The organism is Yoonia litorea (assembly GCF_900114675.1).
GTDB classification, from domain to species: domain Bacteria; phylum Pseudomonadota; class Alphaproteobacteria; order Rhodobacterales; family Rhodobacteraceae; genus Yoonia; species Yoonia litorea.
This window is the reverse complement of sequence record NZ_FOZM01000001.1, coordinates 1,357,095-1,376,931: the sequence shown is the minus strand read 5'-3', so window position 1 is coordinate 1,376,931 and position 19,837 is coordinate 1,357,095. Positions and strand designations below refer to the sequence as shown.

18 protein-coding genes and 1 tRNA gene are annotated in these 19,837 nt (G+C 57.7%); 6 read left to right on the top strand and 13 right to left on the bottom strand.

Translation table 11 applies throughout. From position 1 onward, the window contains the following. Positions 1-53: 53 nt before the first annotated feature. From BM316_RS07155 to BM316_RS07130, 6 genes are read right to left on the bottom strand one after another with little or no spacing between them, the layout of a single operon-like run. Positions 54-1,226: a molybdopterin molybdotransferase MoeA gene (locus BM316_RS07155; RefSeq protein ID WP_090205783.1), complete on the bottom strand. Its 1,173-nt coding sequence runs from the start codon at positions 1,224-1,226 to the stop codon at positions 54-56. Next, positions 1,223-1,699: a cyclic pyranopterin monophosphate synthase MoaC gene (moaC, locus tag BM316_RS07150; protein WP_090205781.1), complete on the bottom strand. Its 477-nt coding sequence runs from the start codon at positions 1,697-1,699 to the stop codon at positions 1,223-1,225. The genes BM316_RS07155 and moaC overlap by 4 nt, the downstream gene beginning before the upstream one ends. Then, positions 1,699-2,505 (bottom strand): indole-3-glycerol phosphate synthase TrpC, encoded by an 807-nt coding sequence (gene trpC / locus BM316_RS07145; protein ID WP_090205778.1) that lies wholly within the window; start codon positions 2,503-2,505, stop codon positions 1,699-1,701. The genes moaC and trpC overlap by 1 nt, the downstream gene beginning before the upstream one ends. After that, positions 2,502-3,143: a uracil-DNA glycosylase gene (locus BM316_RS07140; protein ID WP_090205775.1), complete on the bottom strand. Its 642-nt coding sequence runs from the start codon at positions 3,141-3,143 to the stop codon at positions 2,502-2,504. Before BM316_RS07140 ends, trpC begins: the two co-directional genes overlap by 4 nt. Then, a complete protein-coding gene (gene trpD, locus BM316_RS07135) occupies positions 3,143-4,159 on the bottom strand; it encodes an anthranilate phosphoribosyltransferase (protein WP_090205773.1) in 1,017 nt (338 codons plus the stop codon). Before trpD ends, BM316_RS07140 begins: the two co-directional genes overlap by 1 nt. Continuing rightward, positions 4,156-4,737 carry an anthranilate synthase component II gene (locus BM316_RS07130; protein ID WP_090205770.1) on the bottom strand — a complete coding sequence of 194 codons (582 nt, stop codon included), beginning with the start codon at positions 4,735-4,737 and terminating at the stop codon, positions 4,156-4,158. Before BM316_RS07130 ends, trpD begins: the two co-directional genes overlap by 4 nt. Before the next feature lie 123 nt (positions 4,738-4,860). Between BM316_RS07130 and BM316_RS07125 the strand changes: the two genes are divergently transcribed. Beyond that, positions 4,861-6,105 (top strand): divergent polysaccharide deacetylase family protein, encoded by a 1,245-nt coding sequence (locus BM316_RS07125; protein WP_090205767.1) that lies wholly within the window; start codon positions 4,861-4,863, stop codon positions 6,103-6,105. A gap of 3 nt (positions 6,106-6,108) precedes the next feature. Here BM316_RS07125 and trpE read toward each other — a convergent pair whose 3' ends face one another. The 6 genes from trpE to fabI form a co-directional block, all read right to left on the bottom strand. Further along, positions 6,109-7,617, bottom strand: coding sequence for an anthranilate synthase component I (gene trpE, locus BM316_RS07120; RefSeq protein ID WP_090205763.1), 1,509 nt, complete (start codon positions 7,615-7,617; stop codon positions 6,109-6,111). Positions 7,618-7,626: 9 nt separating this feature from the next. After that, entirely contained in the window at positions 7,627-9,465 is a 1,839-nt protein-coding gene (locus tag BM316_RS07115) for a peptidylprolyl isomerase (protein WP_090205761.1), read from the bottom strand. Positions 9,466-9,528: 63 nt separating this feature from the next. After that, positions 9,529-10,704 (bottom strand): aminotransferase, encoded by a 1,176-nt coding sequence (locus BM316_RS07110; protein WP_090205758.1) that lies wholly within the window; start codon positions 10,702-10,704, stop codon positions 9,529-9,531. 83 nt (positions 10,705-10,787) lie between these two features. Further along, positions 10,788-11,291, bottom strand: coding sequence for a xanthine phosphoribosyltransferase (gpt, locus tag BM316_RS07105; protein ID WP_090205755.1), 504 nt, complete (start codon positions 11,289-11,291; stop codon positions 10,788-10,790). A gap of 12 nt (positions 11,292-11,303) precedes the next feature. Next, the gene (locus BM316_RS16685) at positions 11,304-11,459 is read right to left on the bottom strand and encodes a hypothetical protein (RefSeq protein WP_165606549.1); all 156 of its coding nucleotides are present in this window, start codon (positions 11,457-11,459) and stop codon (positions 11,304-11,306) included. Between the two features lie 3 nt (positions 11,460-11,462). Continuing rightward, entirely contained in the window at positions 11,463-12,269 is an 807-nt protein-coding gene (gene fabI, locus BM316_RS07100; protein ID WP_090207686.1) for an enoyl-ACP reductase FabI, read from the bottom strand. Positions 12,270-12,420: 151 nt separating this feature from the next. On the opposite strand from fabI, the gene pdxH reads away from it, so the two are divergent. The 5 genes from pdxH (at position 12,421) to BM316_RS07075 (ending at position 18,524) form a co-directional block, all read left to right on the top strand. After that, positions 12,421-13,026, top strand: a complete 606-nt coding sequence (gene pdxH / locus BM316_RS07095; RefSeq protein ID WP_090205752.1) for a pyridoxamine 5'-phosphate oxidase — start codon at positions 12,421-12,423, stop codon at positions 13,024-13,026. A 110-nt stretch (positions 13,027-13,136) separates the two neighbouring features. Further along, a complete protein-coding gene (locus BM316_RS07090; protein WP_090205749.1) occupies positions 13,137-13,664 on the top strand; it encodes a cold-shock protein in 528 nt (175 codons plus the stop codon). Then, the gene (locus tag BM316_RS07085) at positions 13,661-14,137 is read left to right on the top strand and encodes a DUF192 domain-containing protein (RefSeq protein ID WP_242649788.1); all 477 of its coding nucleotides are present in this window, start codon (positions 13,661-13,663) and stop codon (positions 14,135-14,137) included. Before BM316_RS07090 ends, BM316_RS07085 begins: the two co-directional genes overlap by 4 nt. 43 nt (positions 14,138-14,180) lie before the next feature. Beyond that, positions 14,181-14,257, top strand: a tRNA-Pro gene (locus tag BM316_RS07080). A 634-nt stretch (positions 14,258-14,891) separates the two neighbouring features. After that, positions 14,892-18,524, top strand: coding sequence for a vitamin B12-dependent ribonucleotide reductase (locus tag BM316_RS07075; RefSeq protein WP_090207681.1), 3,633 nt, complete (start codon positions 14,892-14,894; stop codon positions 18,522-18,524). Positions 18,525-18,668: 144 nt separating this feature from the next. Here BM316_RS07075 and BM316_RS07070 read toward each other — a convergent pair whose 3' ends face one another. Next, on the bottom strand, positions 18,669-19,574 hold the full coding sequence (locus tag BM316_RS07070; RefSeq protein WP_090205747.1) for a type IV pili methyl-accepting chemotaxis transducer N-terminal domain-containing protein: 906 nt from the start codon (positions 19,572-19,574) through the stop codon (positions 18,669-18,671). Between the last annotated feature and the right edge of the window lie 263 nt (positions 19,575-19,837).

Below are 19,837 nucleotides of genomic sequence, written 5' to 3'. Positions count from 1 at the left end.
GCAGACGGCGAGTTGCAAGGTGACGGAGTGAGAAGCAAAACTGTGGAAGAGTCTCAGAGCTTGATGATCTCAAGTGTGTCGCCAGCCCGTCTGGCGTGATCATGCGGCGGGCGGATGGCGAGGCAGTTCGCCTCGGACAACACCGAAAGCAGCGCACTGTCCTGACGCGAAAACACTTGCAAGCCATCGTCTGTCACGCGCCCGCGCATATAATGCTCTCGGGGACCGTTTTCAGCAAGGTCATGGGACAGTATTGCCGTCTCCTGAAGGGCCGGTGCCTCACCAAGGCCAAGCATTTTGCGCAGCATCGGGAGAAGGAAAACATGGCCGCAGACCATCGCCGACACCGGATTGCCTGGCAGCCCCAGCATCGCAGAGGTGCCGATCCTGCCGCCCATCAACGGTTTGCCCGGGCGCATGGCCACTTTGTAGAACGCCCGCTGAAGGCCCTTGGCCTCGGCGACTTGAGCAACGATGTCGTGGTCACCGACCGAGGCACCCCCGATCGTGACGATCAAGTCTGCCGATGCTGCAAGATCAAAGGTCAGTTCGAGCGACGCCGCGTTGTCGCGTGCAATTGGCAATAAACGCGCTGTTGCGCCATGCGCGTCGACCATTGCGGCAAGACCGTAACTGTTGGACGCAATGATCTGGTCCGGGCCGGGGTTCTCTCCGGGTTGGACCAGTTCGTCGCCTGTTGCGATGATCGCGACCACCGGTTTGCGGACAACCGGCACCTCAGCGATGTTCATCGCGGCCAAAAGGGCAATATCAGACGGGCGCAGTTGGCGTGGCGCAGACAAGGTCGCACCTTCTTTGAAGTCGCCGCCGGCCGCCCTGACGTGGCTGCTGTCGTTGGGACTGTTGTCGAGCGTGATCTTGTCGCCGTCACGTGTCACATTTTCCTGAACGATGACGTGATCAGTGCCCTTGGGAAGAGGTGCGCCTGTGAATATCCTGACGCACTCGCCTGTAGCAACGTCCCCCCGAAACCCGTGTCCCGCCGCGGCCTCGCCAATGACGGACAGTGTCACACCAGCACGGACATCGGTGCGGGCAAGGGCATAGCCATCCATCGCTGACGCATCGAATGGCGGCTGCGTCCGTTTTGCGGATACGGGTTGGGCAAGGACACGTCCGGCTGCCAGTCTCAGCGGTACAATTTCGCTGTCGCAAGGCGTGACCAGTGAAAAAAGCTCTGCCAGTGCGTCAGCGACGGTGATCATGGGTTCTCAAAGCGTCCTGATTTACCGCCATCCTTGAAGGTCAGGCGGACCCCCGAAATCTCCATGTCTTTTTGCGCGGCCTTCAACATGTCGTAAACCGTCAGCGCCGCGGTGCTCACAGCGGTCAGCGCTTCCATCTCGACACCGGTCTGACCGCCTGTCTTCACCGTCGCTGTGATCCTGACACCTGGCAAACCCTCGTCTGGCACAAGTTCAAGTGCTACCTTGGTAATCGGCAGGGGGTGGCAAAGGGGGATCAACTCAGCGGTTTTCTTCGCCCCCATAATGCCGGCAATACGTGCGATCCCCAGAACATCGCCCTTGTCGGCGCGGCCTTCCATCACGAGGGCCAGTGTCTCCGCCGACATCATAACCGCGCCCTCGGCAACGGCGATACGAGATGTCACCGGTTTGTCAGAGACATCGACCATGTGGGCCTTGCCCTCGGAATCAAAGTGGGAAAGCTCTGCCATTACCGCACTCCGCGCGCGGGATTAGCCAGTAGCTCGCGCGTCGCACCGGCCACGTCTTCTTGCCGCATCAGGCTCTCTCCGATCAGGAAGCAACGCGCGCCATAGCGCGCCATATCGGCCAGTTCTTCGGGAGTGTTGAGACCGCTTTCGCAAACGATGGTGCGATCAACGGGGACCTGCTTGGATAGCGTCCGTGTCGTGTCGAGCGTCGTCTCAAACGTCTTGAGATTCCGGTTATTGATCCCCATGAGGGGCGACTTGAGGTGGCTGGCGCGTTCCAGCTCTTCGGCGTTGTGCACCTCCAGCAAAACATCCATGCCCCAGGCAAAGGCGGCTTCTTCGAGCTCTTGTGCTTGCGCATCACTGACCGATGCCAAGATGATCAGGATGCAATCGGCATGAAGGGCGCGCGCCTCGGCCACCTGATAAATGTCATACATGAAGTCTTTTCTGAGCGCCGGAAGGCTGACTGCCGATCTTGCCGCTGTCAGATAGCTGTCGTCGCCCTGAAAAGAGGGGCCATCCGTCAGAACCGACAGGCAGGTTGCGCCACCGTCCTCGTAAGCTTTCGCGAGGGCTGGCGGATCGAAATCAGAACGGATGAGGCCCTTTGAAGGGCTGGCTTTCTTGATCTCTGCTATCAGGCCATAGCCTTCACGGGCGGCCCGCTGCAGATTTTCGGCAAAACCGCGAACGGGCGGGGCGTCATTCGCGCGCGCCTCAACCTCGGACAAAGGGACGGCTGCCTTGCGGGCCGCAACCTCTTCGAGTTTGTAGGTTTTGATCTTTTCGAGAATATCGCTCATGGGTCCGCCCAGTTGATTGGCTCTTGGCCTTGTTCAATAAGCCAGCGGTTCACGCGGGAAAAGGGGCGGGAGCCGAAAAAGCCGCGATAGGCCGAGAGGGGGGATGGATGGGGTGAGGTGATGACGAGGTGATGATCACGCAAACTCCGCGCATATCGCTGCGCGGGCGCACCCCAGAAGATAAAGGCACGCGGATGTGAGTCCAGTCTGTCCAGAACCTGGCTCACCAGCTTGTCCCACCCAAGCTTTGCATGGGCCTTGGGTTTGCCCGGTGGGACTGTCAGCGCGGTGTTGAGAAGCAAGACGCCCTGCGCTGCCCAGTCATTCAGAGAGGTCTTTGTCCTCTTAGACCCTGTATCTGACTGAATTTCCTTGAAGATATTCCCCAAACTATCGAGCTTCCCGCCAAAAGCGTCAGGGATCGAAAAGGCGAGGCCATCGGCCTTGCCGGGCGTGTGGTAGGGGTCCTGACCCAGTATGACGACGCGCGTGGCATCCGGTGACGTTTGCTCAAGTGCCGCGAAAACCTTTTCCTCTGGCGGCAGAATGTCGGCACCGAGCCGTTTTTCGAGTGTCGGTAGTTCGTCGGCGAAAAACGGTAGCGCGCGCCATGCGCCCAAACCGGTCAGATCAAGCATCACCCGGCTTGCGTGATACGAGCCAGCGTCTCAACGGCGGCCTTGGCTTTGCCGCTGTCAATGCTTTCTGCAGCAAGGCCAACACCCTCGCTGAGATCGGTGGCCTTGTCAGCGACGACAAGTGCGGCAGCAGCGTTCAGCAGGACCGCGTCACGATACGCGCCTTCTTCGCCTTCGAGCAACGCCATCATGGCTGCCGCGTTTTCCTGTGGTGTGCCGCCGATAATGTCCTTGAAGGGGTGCTCTGGCAGGCCGGCATCTTCGGGGTGGATGGTCTTTGATGTGATCTTGCCATCCTCGAGTGCCGCGACGCTCGTGGTTCCGCAGATTGTGATCTCGTCCGTTCCGTCGCTGCCATGAACAAGCCACGCTTTTTCGGAGCCGAGCTGTTGCAGTGTCTCTGCCATCGGAAAAATAAGATCAGGCGCGAAGGCTCCTGTTAGCTGCCGCTTTACGCCAGCGGGATTTGTCAATGGCCCCAGAATGTTGAAGATCGTTTTTGAACCAAGCTCAACGCGGATGGGTCCGACGTGTTTCATTGCCGGATGGTGCATCGGGGCCATCATAAAGCCGATACCAGCTTCTGCGATGGCCTTTTCGACGACCTCTGGTCCGACCATGACATCAATACCAAGCGCGCCCTGAACATCCGCCGTTCCTGATTTTGATGACAGGTTGCGGTTGCCGTGTTTTGCAACTGGCACGCCTGCGCCAGCCACGACAAAGGCGGTGGCTGTCGAAATGTTCAGTGTGTGTTTGCCGTCACCGCCTGTGCCAACGATATCCATAGCACCTTCAGGCGCTTTGACAGGGACACAATGGGCACGCATGACCGCCGCCGCCGCGGCGTATTCAGAAACAGATTCGCCGCGCGCGCGCAGCGCCATCAGGAAACCACCGATCTGCGCAGGGGTGGCGGCCCCTTCAAAGAGGTAGTTGAACGCTTCTTCCGCCTGTGAGCGGGACAAAGGCCCCTCGGAGGCCGCGTAGATCAGTGGCTTCATTGCGTCGCTCATGCTGGCACCTTTGTCATATCAAGGAAGTTCTTGAGAAGTTGATGACCGTGCTCGGACCGGATGCTCTCTGGATGGAATTGCACGCCATGGATCGGAAGTTCGCGGTGTTGCAGACCCATGATGGTGCCATCCTCCAGTGCGGCGGTGATCTCAAGACAGTCAGGCAGGCTTTCCCGTTCGACCACAAGCGAATGATACCGGGTCGCGTCGAAAGGGGTCGGCAGGTCGGCAAAAAGGCCTTTCGCCTTGTGGTGCATTACACCCATCTTGCCATGGACAATTTCGTGGCACCGCACAACTTTGCCGCCGAAGGCTTCGCCGATGGCTTGATGACCAAGGCAGACCCCCATCAATGGCAGTCTGGTTTCGGCTGCGGCATGCACCAATGACAGGCAGATCCCTGCTTGCGACGGATCACATGGGCCCGGTGATAGCAGTATCGCTTCCGGCCGCATTGCCATCGCTTCTTGCACGTTGAGCGCATCATTGCGTTTCACGACAACATCGGCACCGAGCTCGCCCAGATAATGCACGAGGTTGTAAGTGAAGCTGTCGTAGTTATCGATCAGAAGCAGCATGGTAGAATCCCGCGCAGGTAGAATTAAGGGGTATGATCCCTTTGGAAAACGGCGTTATAACCCGGTCATACATGGGCCGGGACGCCGGGTCGCGTCAAGCAGGTAGCAAGGAATAGAGACAGGATGTTGGGCTATATTCGAGGTGCCATCTGGGGTGTCCTGATTTGCGGTACTGCCGTGGCCGCCTATTCCTATCTGTCGGGTCCGCTGGCCACACCTCAGATTGCTGATAGCACCGGCGAAACAAATTCCGATATCGGGCTGGTCGTGCTGGACACTGCGTTTGTCCCGCCGTCAGAGGGCAGTCTGCCGCGCACGCCGATGGAGGCGCGTCCGCCATTTATCGATCTCTGGGTGCCAGTCCTGTCGAATACGGCCCGACGACCTGAATTGCCGTTGGTTGATGGCGACTCCGCGATTGATGCGGCACCGTCACCGGAAGTCATCGTTTTGGGGGAAGCGCCCGAGGCCTTGCCAGAGGTCGATACGGCCGAAGCACCCGTTGTCGCACCTGCTGAGGCGCCGGCGACAGTGACGCCAGAGCAGGATGGCACGCAAGCGGCAGCGTCTGAAGAGACAGAGAGCGCGCCGGCGGCACCATCGGTCCGGATCAACCGTCCGGGCAGCGAAGACACCGAAGAGGAAGCTGTCGCTGGAATTGCCGCTGAGGTTGTCGAAGAACCGCAGATCGCCGATGACGCCCCGGCGCTGGTACGCCACGGCGCAGTGTTTGAAAATCCTCAGAACCTTCCTGTCATGGCGATCCTCTTGGTTGATCGCGGTGAGGGTGTCGGACTTGCATCCGGTCTTGCTGATTTGGGCTTTGCGCCCACTGTCGTGGTGAATGCATTGTCAGCGAATTCCGCGACCCAGATGCGTGACTTCAGAACGGCAGGCGCCGAAGTCGCGATGGAACTTGCCTTGCCACAAGGTGCACGTCCAGAAGATGTGGAGGTCGCTTTCGCTGCAGCGCTTGAACTGATGCCGCAATCGGCGATGCTTTACTCCTCTGGCAACGACGTGGTGCAAGGTGACAGGCAGGTGACAGCGCAAGTCATGGAAGTTCTGTCAGCCAACGGCATGGGCTTCGTCGCCAAGGAACGTGGGCTTGGTGGCGCAATCCGGAGCGCGGGGCAGGCGGGTGTGCCCGCTGTGGCTATTATGCGCGAATTGGGTGGCAATGGCATGAGCGCCAACGCCATGGGACGCGCGCTTGATCAGGCTGCTTTCAGGGCACGTCAGTCCGGTGATGCGGTTCTTGTTGCCGATCTCAACCAGCAAACGCTTGAGGCGCTACAAGCATGGGTCGCCGAGAACCCCGATGTCGGGGCGGTGGTCGGACCGGTATCAGCGATCCTGCGCGACTGAGGATTAGTTGCCCTTGCCGCGGAACATCCGCGCATCGGCTGCCGCCTTTCTGATCGCGTTCGATTTATGGACGGTCTCCTGATATTCGGCCTCAGGATCACTGTCATAAACGACACCCCCGCCAGCCTGAATATAGAGCTTTTCATCCTTCAGCACGGCAGTGCGCAGCGCGATGCACATATCCATATCACCATTGGCGCTGAAATAGCCGCAACCACCGCCGTAGACTCCACGCTTTTCGGGCTCCAACTCGTCGATGATTTCCATCGCACGGACCTTCGGCGCGCCAGAGACCGTGCCTGCAGGCATCCCTGCAAAGAACGCGCTGAGCGCATCCTGATCATCGGCCAACTCCCCAACAACGTTTGAGACGATATGCATCACGTGGCTATAGCGTTCCACAATGAATTGTTCGGTCGGGCGCACGGTGCCAATTTTAGATACCTTGCCGGTGTCATTGCGACCAAGGTCGAGCAGCATCAGATGCTCTGCCAGCTCTTTTTCGTCGGCCATCAGATCCAGCTCGTTTGCCTTGTCCTCGGCAGGCGTGGCTCCGCGCGGGCGCGTTCCGGCGATCGGGCGGATGGTGACCTCATTGCCGAAGACCCGCACAAGAATTTCGGGGCTGGCACCAATGACCTGAAAGCCGCCGAAATTGAAAAAGAACATAAAAGGCGAGGGATTGGTCCGGCGCAGTGAACGATAAAGTGCGAAGGGTGGTTCGCGAAACTCCTGCGTCCACCGCTGTGCCGGAACCACCTGAAAGATATCACCTGCGCGGATGTATTCCTTGGCTTTGTCCACCGCCTGCAAATAGCCTTCATGGGTGAAGTTGGAAACGGGGGGCGCCACGGGTGCAGGCTCGGCCAGATCGCGGCTCTCACTTGGCATCGGACGCTCAAGCGCCCTTTGTGCATCCATCACCCGTTCGGCCGCCTGTGCATAGGCTGCCCGCGCGGAAAGATCGGAATTGACGTAAGCCGGTGCCACCAGAATGACGTCACCCTTTACGCCGTCTAGCACAGCCACAACAGATGGCCGCATCATGACAGCATCAGGTAGGTCAAGCGGATCGGGGTTGATGTCCGGCAGCCGCTCGACCAGTCGGATCATATCGTATCCCAGGTACCCGAAGAGGCCGGCAGACGCGGCCGGAAGGTCCGCTGGCAGGTCAATCCGGCTTTCATCGAGAAGACCTCTCAACGCGGTGAGAGGATCAGCATCGCAGGTTGCAAAGCCATCTTCGTCAAATCGTGCGTTGCGGTTCACACGGCTTGAAGTGCCGCGACATTCCCAGATCAGATCAGGGTTCATGCCGATGATAGAATAGCGTCCCCGAACTTCGCCACCTGTCACGCTTTCCAGCATGAACGCATTCTTGCCGGCACCCGACAGCTTCAGCATGAGCGAGACGGGCGTATCAAGATCAGCCGCTATCCGCGTGTAAACCACCTGATTGGCGCCGCTGTCGAACCCTTCGGCGAATGTATCGTAGTCGGGCAAAAGCGCCATGTGGTTGCCTTACTGGAACTGCGCGTTGATCGCGTTGATCGTCTGCTGGTTAAGGTTGATTTCGGTGTTCTGCTGCAGCGTCGTTGCATAGGCGTCGAAAATATCCTGTGCAATGCCTGCAGCGGCGTTCTCGGCCAAGGCGTCGCGTTGTGCAATAACCGCCGGATCAGCAAGGTCGGGTGCCGCGATATCGTCAAGGCGGACGATCAGGGCGCGGTCCTCAACCGGGATGACTTTGACGTCTCCCACTGCCATTTCGAAGATTTCGGCATTAAACTCAGGCGGTGTGCCTTCGACGAAGCTGCGGCGGGTCAGACCTTCTTCGCTGACTGGCACCAGTCCGAGGCTTTCGAAGTTCGTCAAAGGCAAGATGCCATCAGCGAATTCCTCTGCCTTGGCAATGATTGCTTCGCGGGTGTTTTCACGTACGACAGCCGCCTGAAGCTCCTCGCGCACATCGTCAATGGGGCGCAATGTGGGCGGCGTAATGCTGTCGAGCGTGAGCGCAAAAATCCCGCCGTCAGCCAGATCGTGCAGTTCGGGGAATTGACCGACTTCGGCCGCTGCAGCTTCGCGGCGGAAGGCGTCATATGCTGCGATCCCTTCGCTATCCTCAGCCGTCCAAGAGATCGTGCCAAGCTGCATATCTGTTCGCTCGGCCAGATCGGCCATCGTGGCCCCGCCAGCCAGAAGGTCGATAATCCCATCGGCACTGTCATTGATGAAACCGCGGGCAGCTTCGGCTGCCAGTTCTTCGCGCAGGTCGGGTGTGGCCTCTTCCAAGGTGATTTCTTGCGCTGCCAAAACGGCATTCATGCGGAAAAGAGCAGGGCCGAACGTGGTCTGGAACGGTCCGACGACCTCGCCAGGGGCCGCGTCGAATACGGCCTCGCCAGCCGCCCCGAGTTCATCCTCAGCCAGATCGCCCAAATCAACATCAGCAAGCGACAAGCCTCGTTCAGCGACCAATTCTTCAAAGGTGACGGTTCCTTCGGCAAGGCGTGCCGCCGCATCATCGGCGCGGTCTTGTGCGACATAAACCAAGCGTTCAACGAGCCGCCGTTCGGGTTGGACAAATTCAGTGATCCGGTCCTGATAAAGCTGCGTGATCGCCTCATCCGGAACTTCCATGTCGTCCAGGATCATGGTCGGGGTCAGCCACGCATAGGTGATTTCCCGTGCTTCCGGTGCCGTGAACTCGTCTGGATTGTTTTCGTAATATGCCGTTTGATCAGCCTCTGTGGCCCCGGGAACGGGCGAGGTCAAAGCTGGCTCATCCACGATTGCCCATGTGATGGCGCGGGTCTCGCTTGTGTATTGGACCAATGCATCCGCGAGCGCCTCAGGGGTGGGAATGCCACTGACCACAGCGCCTTGCAGCAGAGTGCGCGCGGTTTCATCGCGAAGTTCGTCTTCAAACTCGGCAGCCGATTGCCCCGATTGCTGCAATGCCAGCCGGTAGGTTTCACGGTTAAAGCCGCTTGCGCCCTGAAATTGCGGGATTGCTTGAAGCCGCTCGAACACGTTTTCATCGCCGATCGAGATACCAAGCTGATCTGCCTCGTTGTCCAGCGTGCTCAGCAGAACGACCTGGTTCAGTGCCACCTGATCGATGCCGAAGGCTTGTGCCTGCTGAAACGAGATTTGCTGCCCAAATTGTGCAGATAAGGCTCGGATCTGATCGTTCAGGGCGCGCTGGTAGGACTGAACCGTCACCTCTTTGTCGCCGACGGTGCCAATCGTGCGAATGGTGCCGCTCAGACCGCCTGTTCCAAACCCTGCCAGCCCCAAAAGGATGACAGCGACGATGATCCACGCGCCGTAACGAGGTTTCTTTTTTTCTGCCATGAGACTGCTGCTCCACCCGCTGATTGGCGCATGAATAAGGGCCAGTGCGCGGGGGTGCAAGCCTTAGAGCGTAAGCGCCGCCAGCCGGTCGAAAAGCGCCACGATGCCTGCCCGATCTATGTTGGCAAAGGCGATGCGCAGCTGGCTTTCGCCGCCCCTCACATCGTCAGGCATGAAGATCGTTCCGGGCAAAAGCAGGATGCCCGCTTCTTTGACCAGACGCGGGGCGAGTTCGGCAGAAGACATCGAGAATGGATGCCGCACATAGGCGAAATAAGCCCCACACCCCAAAAGCTCCCACCCCTTTGCCGCGAGACGCGGAAACTGCTCTTCGATGGCCGCGCGGCGGTCAAGAATTTCAGCGCGTTCACCAGCGAGCCATCCGCCAAGGTTTTGCATCCCCCAAAGCGCCGCGCGTTGACCAAGCTGGTTTGGGCAAATCGCGACGGTATCAAGGAATTTCTCGATTTCGGCCAAACGGGCCTCGGATGCGACGACGGCACCGACCCTGTGACCTGTCAGCCGGTATGCCTTCGAGAAGGAATACAGCTGGATCAGCGTGTCATCCCAATCGGGATCAGCGAACAGCGCATGCGGCGGAGCAGACCGGCTGTCAAAGTCGCGGTAGGTTTCGTCAACAATCAGCGCGATGCCCTTTTCACGTGCCAGATTGAGAAATGCCTGCAACGTCTCCTCTGGATATTCGACCCCGCAGGGGTTGTTGGGGCTGACCAAGGCGATGGCGCGGGTCCGCTCGGTGATGCATTCCGCAGCGCGCTCTGCCGAAGGGACCATACCGTCGCCTGTCTCAAGGGCGACGGTCCTGACGCCTGACATGTCCAACCACATGCGGTGATTGAAGTAGTAGGGGACAGGGATAATGACCTCGTCAGCTTCCGCACAAAGCGTTGCGATCGCCGCCGCAAATGCCTGGTTGCATCCGGACGTTATCGCGACCTGCTCTGGCCCAACCAATCCGCCATAGCTTGCCGTCCATTGGCGTGCGACCTCTGCCCTGAGCGCAGGAAGGCCGAGCACGGGGCCGTAAAGATGCGCCTCGGCATCTTCCATCACCATTTGTGCCATCGCTTCGCGCAACGGGGCCGGCGGCGGATCGACTGGCGCTGCCTGACTGACATTGATGAGAGGGCGTCCGTTGGGGTGTTCGACACCCTCAAGCCAGCGCCGCGCCTCCATGACCGGAGGGGCAAAAGTACTGGCTGTCCGTGTTTGTGTCATGGATCACCTGATTGACGGAATGTCACGATCTCGAAAGGCATTTGCCTCCGGCGGGGATATTTCTGGGCCAGAAATGACCCGCACTAGTCCTTGCCGCGATAGGGTTCGACATATTGCAGCGCCATGTCCCACGGGAAGAAAATCCATGTGTCCTGGCTGACCTCGGTGATGAACGTATCAACCTGTGGCCGCCCTTTGGGTTTGGCGTAGACGGTCGCAAAATGCGCGTTCGGATAAAGCTGCCGTACCAGCTCCAGCGTTTTGCCGCTATCGACAAGGTCGTCGATAATCAGGATTCCGGTCCCGTCGCCCATCATCTCCTCGTCAGGTGATTTGAGGACCTTGGCCTCCGACTGATGCTGGTGGTCGTAACTCTTGACGCTGATTGTATCGACCGTGCGCACATCCAGTTCGCGCGCGACAATCATGGCAGGGGCCATTCCGCCGCGTGTGATTGCCACGATCGCCCGCCATGCGCCGTCATCAGGACCATGTCCATCCAACCGCCATGCCAATGCGCGGCTGTCACGGTGGATCTGATCCCAGCTGATGTGAAAGCCTTTTTCGTGGGGCAGGCGGTCTGACATGAGGAAAACCCTTTATTGATAGGCGATGCGAGCGCCCAAAGCAGCGATGAGACCACCGAAGAGGCGGTCAAGTGATGATTTGCCCTTGCGGTAGAGCCGGACAGGGCCGGGGCTGATCGCAATAAGAGCCTGAAGGCCCGCGAGTGTCAGAAGGGCGGTCAGCGTCACAGACTATTCCTTTGTGATGTCTGGTGCGTCAACGGCCTTCATCCCGACGACATGATAGCCTGCATCAACGTGGTGCACCTCGCCGGTGACTGCACTGCCCAGGTCTGAGAGAAGATAGAGAGCGGATTTGCCAACCTCTTCTTGTGTGACCGTGCGACGCAGGGGCGAGTTGTATTCGTTCCAGCGCATGATCAATCTGAAGTCGCCAATGCCGGAGGCCGCCAGCGTTTTGATTGTGCCTGCACTGATGGCGTTGACGCGAATCCCGTTCTTGCCGAGATCTTCGGCAAGATAGCGGACCGATGCCTCAAGTGCAGCTTTCGCCACGCCCATGACATTATAGTGCGGCATGACCTTTTCTGCGCCGTAGTAGGTCAGCGTCAGGCATGAGCCGCCATCCGTCATCAGCTTTTCAGCACGCTGGACCACGGCCGTGAAGGAATAGACCGAGATATCCATAGACATCTGGAAATTGCCGCGGGTGGTGTCGACATAGCGTCCGCGCAATTCGGATTTGTCAGAAAATCCAATCGCATGAACAATGAAATCAAGCTTGCCCCATTTTTCTTCCAACGCAGCGAAGAGTGCATCAATGCTGTCTTCGTCGCCCACGTCGCAAGGCAGGACGATGTCTGATCCAAGCGACTCGGCCAGCGGGCCCACACGTTTCTTCAACGCCTCGCCCTGATAGGAAAACGCCAGTTCCGCGCCGGCGTCAGCACAAGCTTTTGCAATACCCCATGCAATCGACTTGTCGTTGGCAAGCCCCATGATCAGGCCTCTTTTGCCTTCCATCAGCTGTGCTGTCATCGCCTGTTCCTCTGCGTCAAGTTGTTGGTTCCGGTTTTCGTTTAGGCCATTGAAAGTCAGGCGGCAAGCTTGCAGCAGCATTGAAATATTCTTGCGCGGTCAAGGGAATCTGCTTAGCGTTTCAGGTGGGGGAACAATTTGGGGAAGGGCTTTGTCCGACCGTAACGGCATCTTTGCTGGTGACGACCCATTCACCATCGCGCAGGACTGGCTGCGCGAGGCCGAGAAGGCAGAGCCCAACGATCCCAACGCGATCGCATTGGCGACAGTTGATACAGACGGTTTACCGAATGTGCGCATGGTGCTGCTGAAAGACATCAGCGACGACAGCTTTGTCTTCTATACAAATTACGAAAGTCGCAAAGGCCGCGAGATTGAGGCCACACAAAAGGCCGCTTTCGTCATGCACTGGAAGAGCTTGCGCAGGCAGATCCGCGTCCGCGGGTTGGTTAGAAAAGAGGACGGCGCTCAAGCCGATGCCTATTTTCAAAGCAGATCGCTACAAAGTCGTCTGGGGGCATGGGCCTCTAGGCAGTCACAGCCTCTTGCGTCCCGAGGAACGCTCATGGCAGAGGTGGCAAAGTTAACAGTTCAGAAGGGTTCGGATCCGAAGCGTCCGCCGTTCTGGGGTGGTTTCCGCATCGTACCCGTCGAGATCGAGTTTTGGTCCGACGGTGCGTTCAGGCTACACGACCGGTTTCGGTGGTCGCGTGGTGATCCCGAAGACGAGTGGAGAATTACACGCCTCTCACCCTGACAGTTGGTTTTGTCAATCCAAGCAAAACTGTTACCGTGGGACTTCATTCAGATTCGGGTCAGAAGGGGATGGCAAGTGGCACTCAACACTGCTGTTTCAAGGGCACAAATATGACGACGCAGAAGACTGGTGGTGAACGCCAGCTGCAAGGACAAGTCAAATGGTTCGATCCCGGCAAGGGGTTTGGATTTGTCGTGGCCGATGAGGGTGGCCGCGATATCCTTCTTCATGCCAACGTGCTGCGGAACTTTGGACAGGGTTCTGTGGTCGACGGATCACGCATTACGATTGTTGTGCAGGACACACAGCGCGGCCTGCAGGCCACGGAAGTTGTGGAAATTATTCCACCGGCTGACGAAACCACGCCGCCTTTGCGCGACATGGAAGAATTCACGCCAGAAGATATCGCGCAGCGACCAATCGAGCCTGCGCGGGTGAAATGGTTCGACAAAGCCAAAGGTTTTGGCTTTGCCAACGTCTTCGGCAGCAATGCTGACGTCTTTATTCATATCGAGGTATTACGCCGGTCCGGGCTGGCTGATCTTCAGTCAGGCGAGGCGATTGGCTTGCGAATAGTTGATGGTGAACGCGGACGCATGGCGCTTGAGGTGATCGGCTGGGAGGCTGCGATCCATTGATCCGGACATGTGCGGCGGTTCTGTTCCTTGTCTTTGGTGGGCAAGCCTATGCTGCTTGCGCTGACGACAAAGTCACTGTGCAAGGGGAATGGGGTCAAGCGACCTTTCAGGTCGCTGTCGCCGACGATGTCCAAGAGCGCGCACAAGGCCTAATGTTTGTCGAATCGATGCCGCTTTTGAGCGGAATGCTGTTCGTCTACGAGCGGCCGCAATCTGTGTCTTTCTGGATGCGCAATACGCTCATTCCTTTGGATATGATTTTTGTCGCTCCCTCCGGCGAAGTCCTGCGAATTCATGAAAACGCGATTCCCGGGGACCTCACACCGATCCCGGGAGGCGAAGGGGTGCAGTTTGTCCTTGAGATCAACGGCGGACTTTCATCTCGCCTCGGGATTGCTGAAGGTGACCTGATGCAGCATCCAAGCTTTGGGCCGGATGCGATTTTGGCCTGTGATGAAAAATCCCAAAGTTAGGGGTTTTCAAATCATTTATAGGGGGCTAAAGACGCACTCGGTTCGGGGCGTAGCGCAGCCTGGTAGCGCATCTGTTTTGGGAACAGAGGGTCGGGAGTTCGAATCTCTCCGCCCCGACCATTTCACAAAAACAATTGGCAACGCGAAGGCTGAATGAGCCTTTGTGGCCGCGGTCCTCAGGCATCCGCACGCCGCCGCAAGATGCCGCCGGCTCGCGACTCTCTCGCCATCTCCGAACGCAGCTGTGTTGTAAATCTACACGCTAGTGTCCGTGTGTTCCTTTGAGATTGTCGAACCACAAATCATGTCATTGATACAGTTCAATGCGTCTGCCGCTTCAACGAATCCATGAAGGGCTTGGCCTAAGTGTGCCGCATCTCAAACTTTTTCGCCTGCCTAGGGTGACGCCAGGACCCGTGGACAAATCTGTGTGTGAATCACTCGCCGTTTTGAACGGCATTGGATGCCCACCCCGTCAACAAAAGAAATCTGCATTTTGTGTTAAAAACTCGTTGACCCACTACCAGTAGATGCGCCAGTTTGTGCGGGCCGAGACAAGCCACACAATATGTGGTGTCGGCAAAAGGGGATAGGTTCAATCTGCAAGTGCCGCAAATGGCACAGGCGCGAGGTCCAACCGGTGAGGTTGGGGACTCAGCGGCCGGATCGTTTTTGTCTCCGCATGATTTTGGCGCCGCGACAGCGGTGGGGAGAAACGCCGCAACGTCGGCCATTAATGAACGGGGCAGTTCAGATGAAAATCGCACGCAATTTCACGAAGTCTGGTCAGGACGCCTATGCAGACGTCGCTTTCAAATCGGCGACCTCGGAAATCAGGAATCCTGACGGAACGGTGGTGTTCAAGCTGGACAACTGTGAAATCCCCGGAGGCTGGTCTCAGGTCGCATCTGACGTGATTGCGCAGAAATACTTCCGGAAAGCAGGTGTGCCTTCTGAAGTCACGAAGGTTAAGGAAAAAGGTGTACCGGAGTTTCTGTGGCGCTCGGCGCCGGCCAAAGGTGCGACTTTCGGCGGCGAGACATCTGCAAAGCAGGTCTTTGATCGTCTGGCCGGTGCTTGGACCTACTGGGGCTGGAAGGGCGGCTACTTCTCGACAGAGGAAGACGCGCGCGCCTACTTTGACGAGATGCGCTACATGTTGGCGACCCAGCGCGCTGCGCCAAACAGCCCTCAGTGGTTCAACACCGGCCTGCACTGGGCCTACGGCATCGACGGACCGGCACAGGGCCACCACTATGTCGACTACAAGACAGGCAAACTGACAAAGTCCAAATCGTCTTACGAGCATCCGCAGCCGCACGCGTGCTTCATCCAGTCTGTTGATGATGATCTGGTGAACGATGGCGGCATCATGGACCTCTGGGTCCGTGAAGCGCGCCTCTTCAAATATGGCTCCGGTACAGGCACGAACTTCTCATCACTGCGTGGCGAGGGTGAGCCGCTGTCAGGCGGTGGCAAGTCGTCCGGCCTGATGGGTTTCCTCAAAATCGGTGACCGTGCTGCGGGTGCGATCAAGTCGGGCGGCACAACACGCCGCGCGGCCAAGATGGTGATCGTCGATGCGGACCACCCCGATATTGAGGAGTTCATCAACTGGAAGGTGCTTGAAGAGCAAAAGGTCGCGTCGATCGTGGCTGGCTCCAAGATGCACTCGCGTTACCTCAACGCGATCTTCTCGGCCATCAAGTCCTGGGATGGTGAAGAAGTTGCGGCCTACGATCCAAAAACAAACGAAACGCTGGCGCAGGCAGTCCGCGATGCGAAGAAGTCCTCCATTCCGGAGACATACATCAAGCGCGTCTTGGACTATGCAAAGCAGGGATATTCCAGCATAGAATTCCCGACCTACGACACTGACTGGGATTCCGAGGCCTATAACAGCGTTTCTGGCCAGAATTCCAACAACTCGATCCGCGTCACTGATGCTTTCCTGAAGGCAGTCGAAGAAGATGCGGACTGGAAGCTCGTCAACCGCCGCAATGGTGAGGTCGCCAAGATCATCAAAGCCCGTGATCTCTGGGAGCAGGTTGGTCACGCCGCTTGGGCCTGTGCCGATCCAGGCATCCAGTACCACGACACCGTCAACGCATGGCATACATGCCCGGAGCACGGTGAGATTCGCGGTTCAAACCCTTGTTCTGAATACATGTTCCTCGACGATACGGCCTGTAACCTCGCGTCGATGAACCTGCTGACATTCTATAAGGACGGCGAGTTTCAGGTTGAGGATTACATCCACGCGACACGCCTCTGGACTGTCACGCTGGAAATCTCGGTCATGATGGCGCAGTTCCCGTCCAAGGAAATCGCGCAGCGGTCCTATGACTTCCGCACCTTGGGTCTGGGCTACGCCAACATTGGCGGTCTGCTGATGAACATGGGCTACGGTTACGACAGCGATGAAGGCCGCGCCATGTGCGCTGCGCTGACGGCAATCCTGTCGGGTGTCTCTTATGCGACCTCTGCTGAAATGGCGGGCGAGTTGGGTGCTTTCCCGGGCTACAAGAAAAACGCCAAGCACATGCTGCGCGTGATCAAAAACCACCGTCAGGCCGCTCTGGGCAAGGACACCGGCTATGACAAGCTGGCGGTCAAGCCTGTGCCACTCGATCACGCCAACTGCCCTGATCAGAAACTGGTCAAGCTGGCAGTTGAAGCTTGGGACGAGGCGCTGGAGCTGGGCAAAAAGCACGGCTACCGCAACGCGCAGGTGTCTGTCATTGCACCGACCGGCACTATCGGTCTCGTCATGGACTGCGACACCACAGGGATCGAGCCTGACTTTGCACTGGTGAAATTCAAGAAGCTGGCCGGTGGCGGCTACTTCAAGATCATCAACCAGTCTGTCCCAGCAGCTTTGGACGTTTTGGGCTACGGCTCTGCCGAGATTGAAGAGATCATCGCCTATGCGGTCGGTCACGGTTCCATCGGGCAGGCGCCTGCGATCAACCACACCTCGCTGATCGGTCACGGGTTTGGTCAGTCCGAACTCGACAAGATCGAGGCCGCACTCGGGTCGGCTTTCGATATCCGTTTTGTCTTCAACCAGTGGACGCTGGGCGAAGAGTTCTGCACCAAGACGCTGGGCATTCCGGCGGAAAAGCTCAACGATCCGACATTTGATCTGCTGCGCCACCTTGGGTTCTCGAAGGCAGAGATCGACGCTGCCAACGATCACGTTTGTGGCACGATGACGCTTGAGGGTGCACCACACCTCAAGGAAGAGCACTACAGCGTCTTTGACTGTGCAAACCCATGTGGCAAGAAAGGCAAGCGTTATCTGAGTGTTGACAGCCATATCTACATGATGGCTGCAGCCCAGTCGTTCATCTCGGGTGCGATCTCCAAGACGATCAATATGCCAAATGACGCGACAATTGAGGACTGCCAGAAGGCTTACGAGCTGTCCTGGTCGCTAGGCATCAAGGCCAATGCGCTATACCGTGATGGCTCCAAGCTGTCACAGCCGCTGGCCGCCGCTCTGGTCGAAGACGATGACGAAGCGATGGAAACCCTCGAATCCGGCACACCGCAGGAGAAAGCCGCTGTTCTGGCCGAGAAAATCGTCGAAAAGATCATCGTCCAAGAGGTCCGCAGCCGTGAGCGTGAGAAGATGCCTCAGCGTCGCAAGGGCTATACGCAGAAGGCGATTGTGGGCGGTCACAAGGTTTATCTGCGCACAGGTGAATACGAAGATGGCTCTTTGGGTGAAATCTTCATCGACATGCACAAAGAGGGCGCAGGCTTCCGTGCGATGATGAACAACTTCGCCATCGCCGTGTCGGTCGGTCTGCAATACGGTGTGCCGCTGGAGGAGTTCGTGGATGCCTTCACATTCACCAAGTTCGAGCCAGCGGGCATGGTGCAGGGCAACGACAGCATCAAGAATGCGACGTCGATCCTCGACTACATCTTCCGCGAGTTGGCCGTGTCCTATCTCGACCGCACCGATCTGGCTCACGTCAAGCCAGAGGGCGCGACCTTCGACGATATCGGCCGTGGCGAAGAAGAGGGTGTCAGCAACGTGCAAGCCCCATCTGAGAATGCAGCGTCGCGGTCCCTCGAAGTGCTCAAGCAGATTTCCTCGACTGGCTATCTGCGCAAGCGGATGCCGCAGGATCTTGTTGCCTTGCAAGCGGCGCCTGCCGTCACGAGCAAGCCAGAGACAGCCGTCGCTGCCATCGTCACCGAGACAAAGACGGAAAGCGTCGTTGCGACCGGCACCGCCACCATCTCGGCCCGCGACAAGGCCAAGATGCAAGGCTACGAGGGCGATCCATGCGGCGAATGCGGCAACTACACGCTGGTGCGCAACGGCACCTGCATGAAGTGCAACACCTGCGGCGGCACATCGGGGTGTAGCTAAGAACTCAGTTCCGGGGCGGGTGCGCTCGCCCCTGACGCGGATCGGGCCGCAGGCAAAAAATCCGAGCGGTAATATAGAGTGAGCCTGATCAGCAAGACTAACAGAGGGGCCTTGGCCCCTCTTTTTTTGTTCTGTGGTAAGGCTTTAGCTGCCAGCCGCTGCGGTATACATCCCGACGACGGTGTTCATATTGGCCATCGTTGTGTTGAGGCCCTGAAACTTGATCGTGCTTTGTTCAGCATCAAGCGTATTGCCTGCTCTGATTTCGGTCAAAAGCGGTGTGACACGCTGCCAGTCCTCATGAACTCCGTTCAACCCCTCAAAGATTGCGTCATTTGGCGGAGGATTCACACCGACCATTGGCATCCCGAAACGCAGGGCTTCGAGAGATGCCTCGAAAATGCCAATCGTGCCTTCAAGGTCCGTCATTGTGGTTTCTGTCTCGAATGGCCCACCCAGCATGCAGGACTCCTTTGAAACCTTTTGCGTCAACATCCGCTGGCGACCAGAGATATCAATCAGGAACAACATCGCGCGGGTCGTCGCATTCGGGTTCGAATATTGCTTGACCAGTTCCTCGACAAGAAGCTGTGCGGCCCGAAGGACGGGCATGTTGTTGTTCAGGATGAAATCAATATCGGCGTCAGATCCGTTGCCAGATGCAACTGCCTGAGCGGCAGTTTTCAGCGGGTCCCACTGTTCGTGGAGTTGATGAATCCGCTCGAGCGTCTTGCGGCGTGATTCTGCAGCAATGATGTTGAGATCCGTGTCGCCGCCGAATTCGAGCGCTGTGATGATCTTGTCAAATTCGGCTGTTGCTGCGTTTAGCAGCGCAAGGGACCCTTCAGGATCAATGCCCTGGCTGAAATGACAGGCCGCCGAAGGGATGCGCTGCGACAACATTCGTAATTTGCCGGAAAAATTGATCCGCTGCTGTGCATTCGTTTCGACTGTTTCGGCAGAGGTGCTCTGCGCGAGCGTGATGCTGGGGAGGGTCGTTGCACCTATCGACGCGGCGAGCACAAGCGCAAGGCTATATCTGATTTTCATAGTCTTTCCAATGTCCTAGTAGACCGGATGATAGATCCGGTGCGGCTAAAAGATGTGGTCGCTCGCCTGGGACTATGAAAAAATACGACTTGGTAAAAATAGACGTTCGGTCCTCGCTTATGTGTTGCCCGATGAATTGGGCGCGAATTTGGCAGCGATTTTGTTAATTTCGTGCATATTCAGTGAACGCTGCGTGAATTGTTGCCGTAATTCGCCTCGCCGCGGGTAATTATCGCCGGAAACGCGCTTTGCATCTCGGGAAC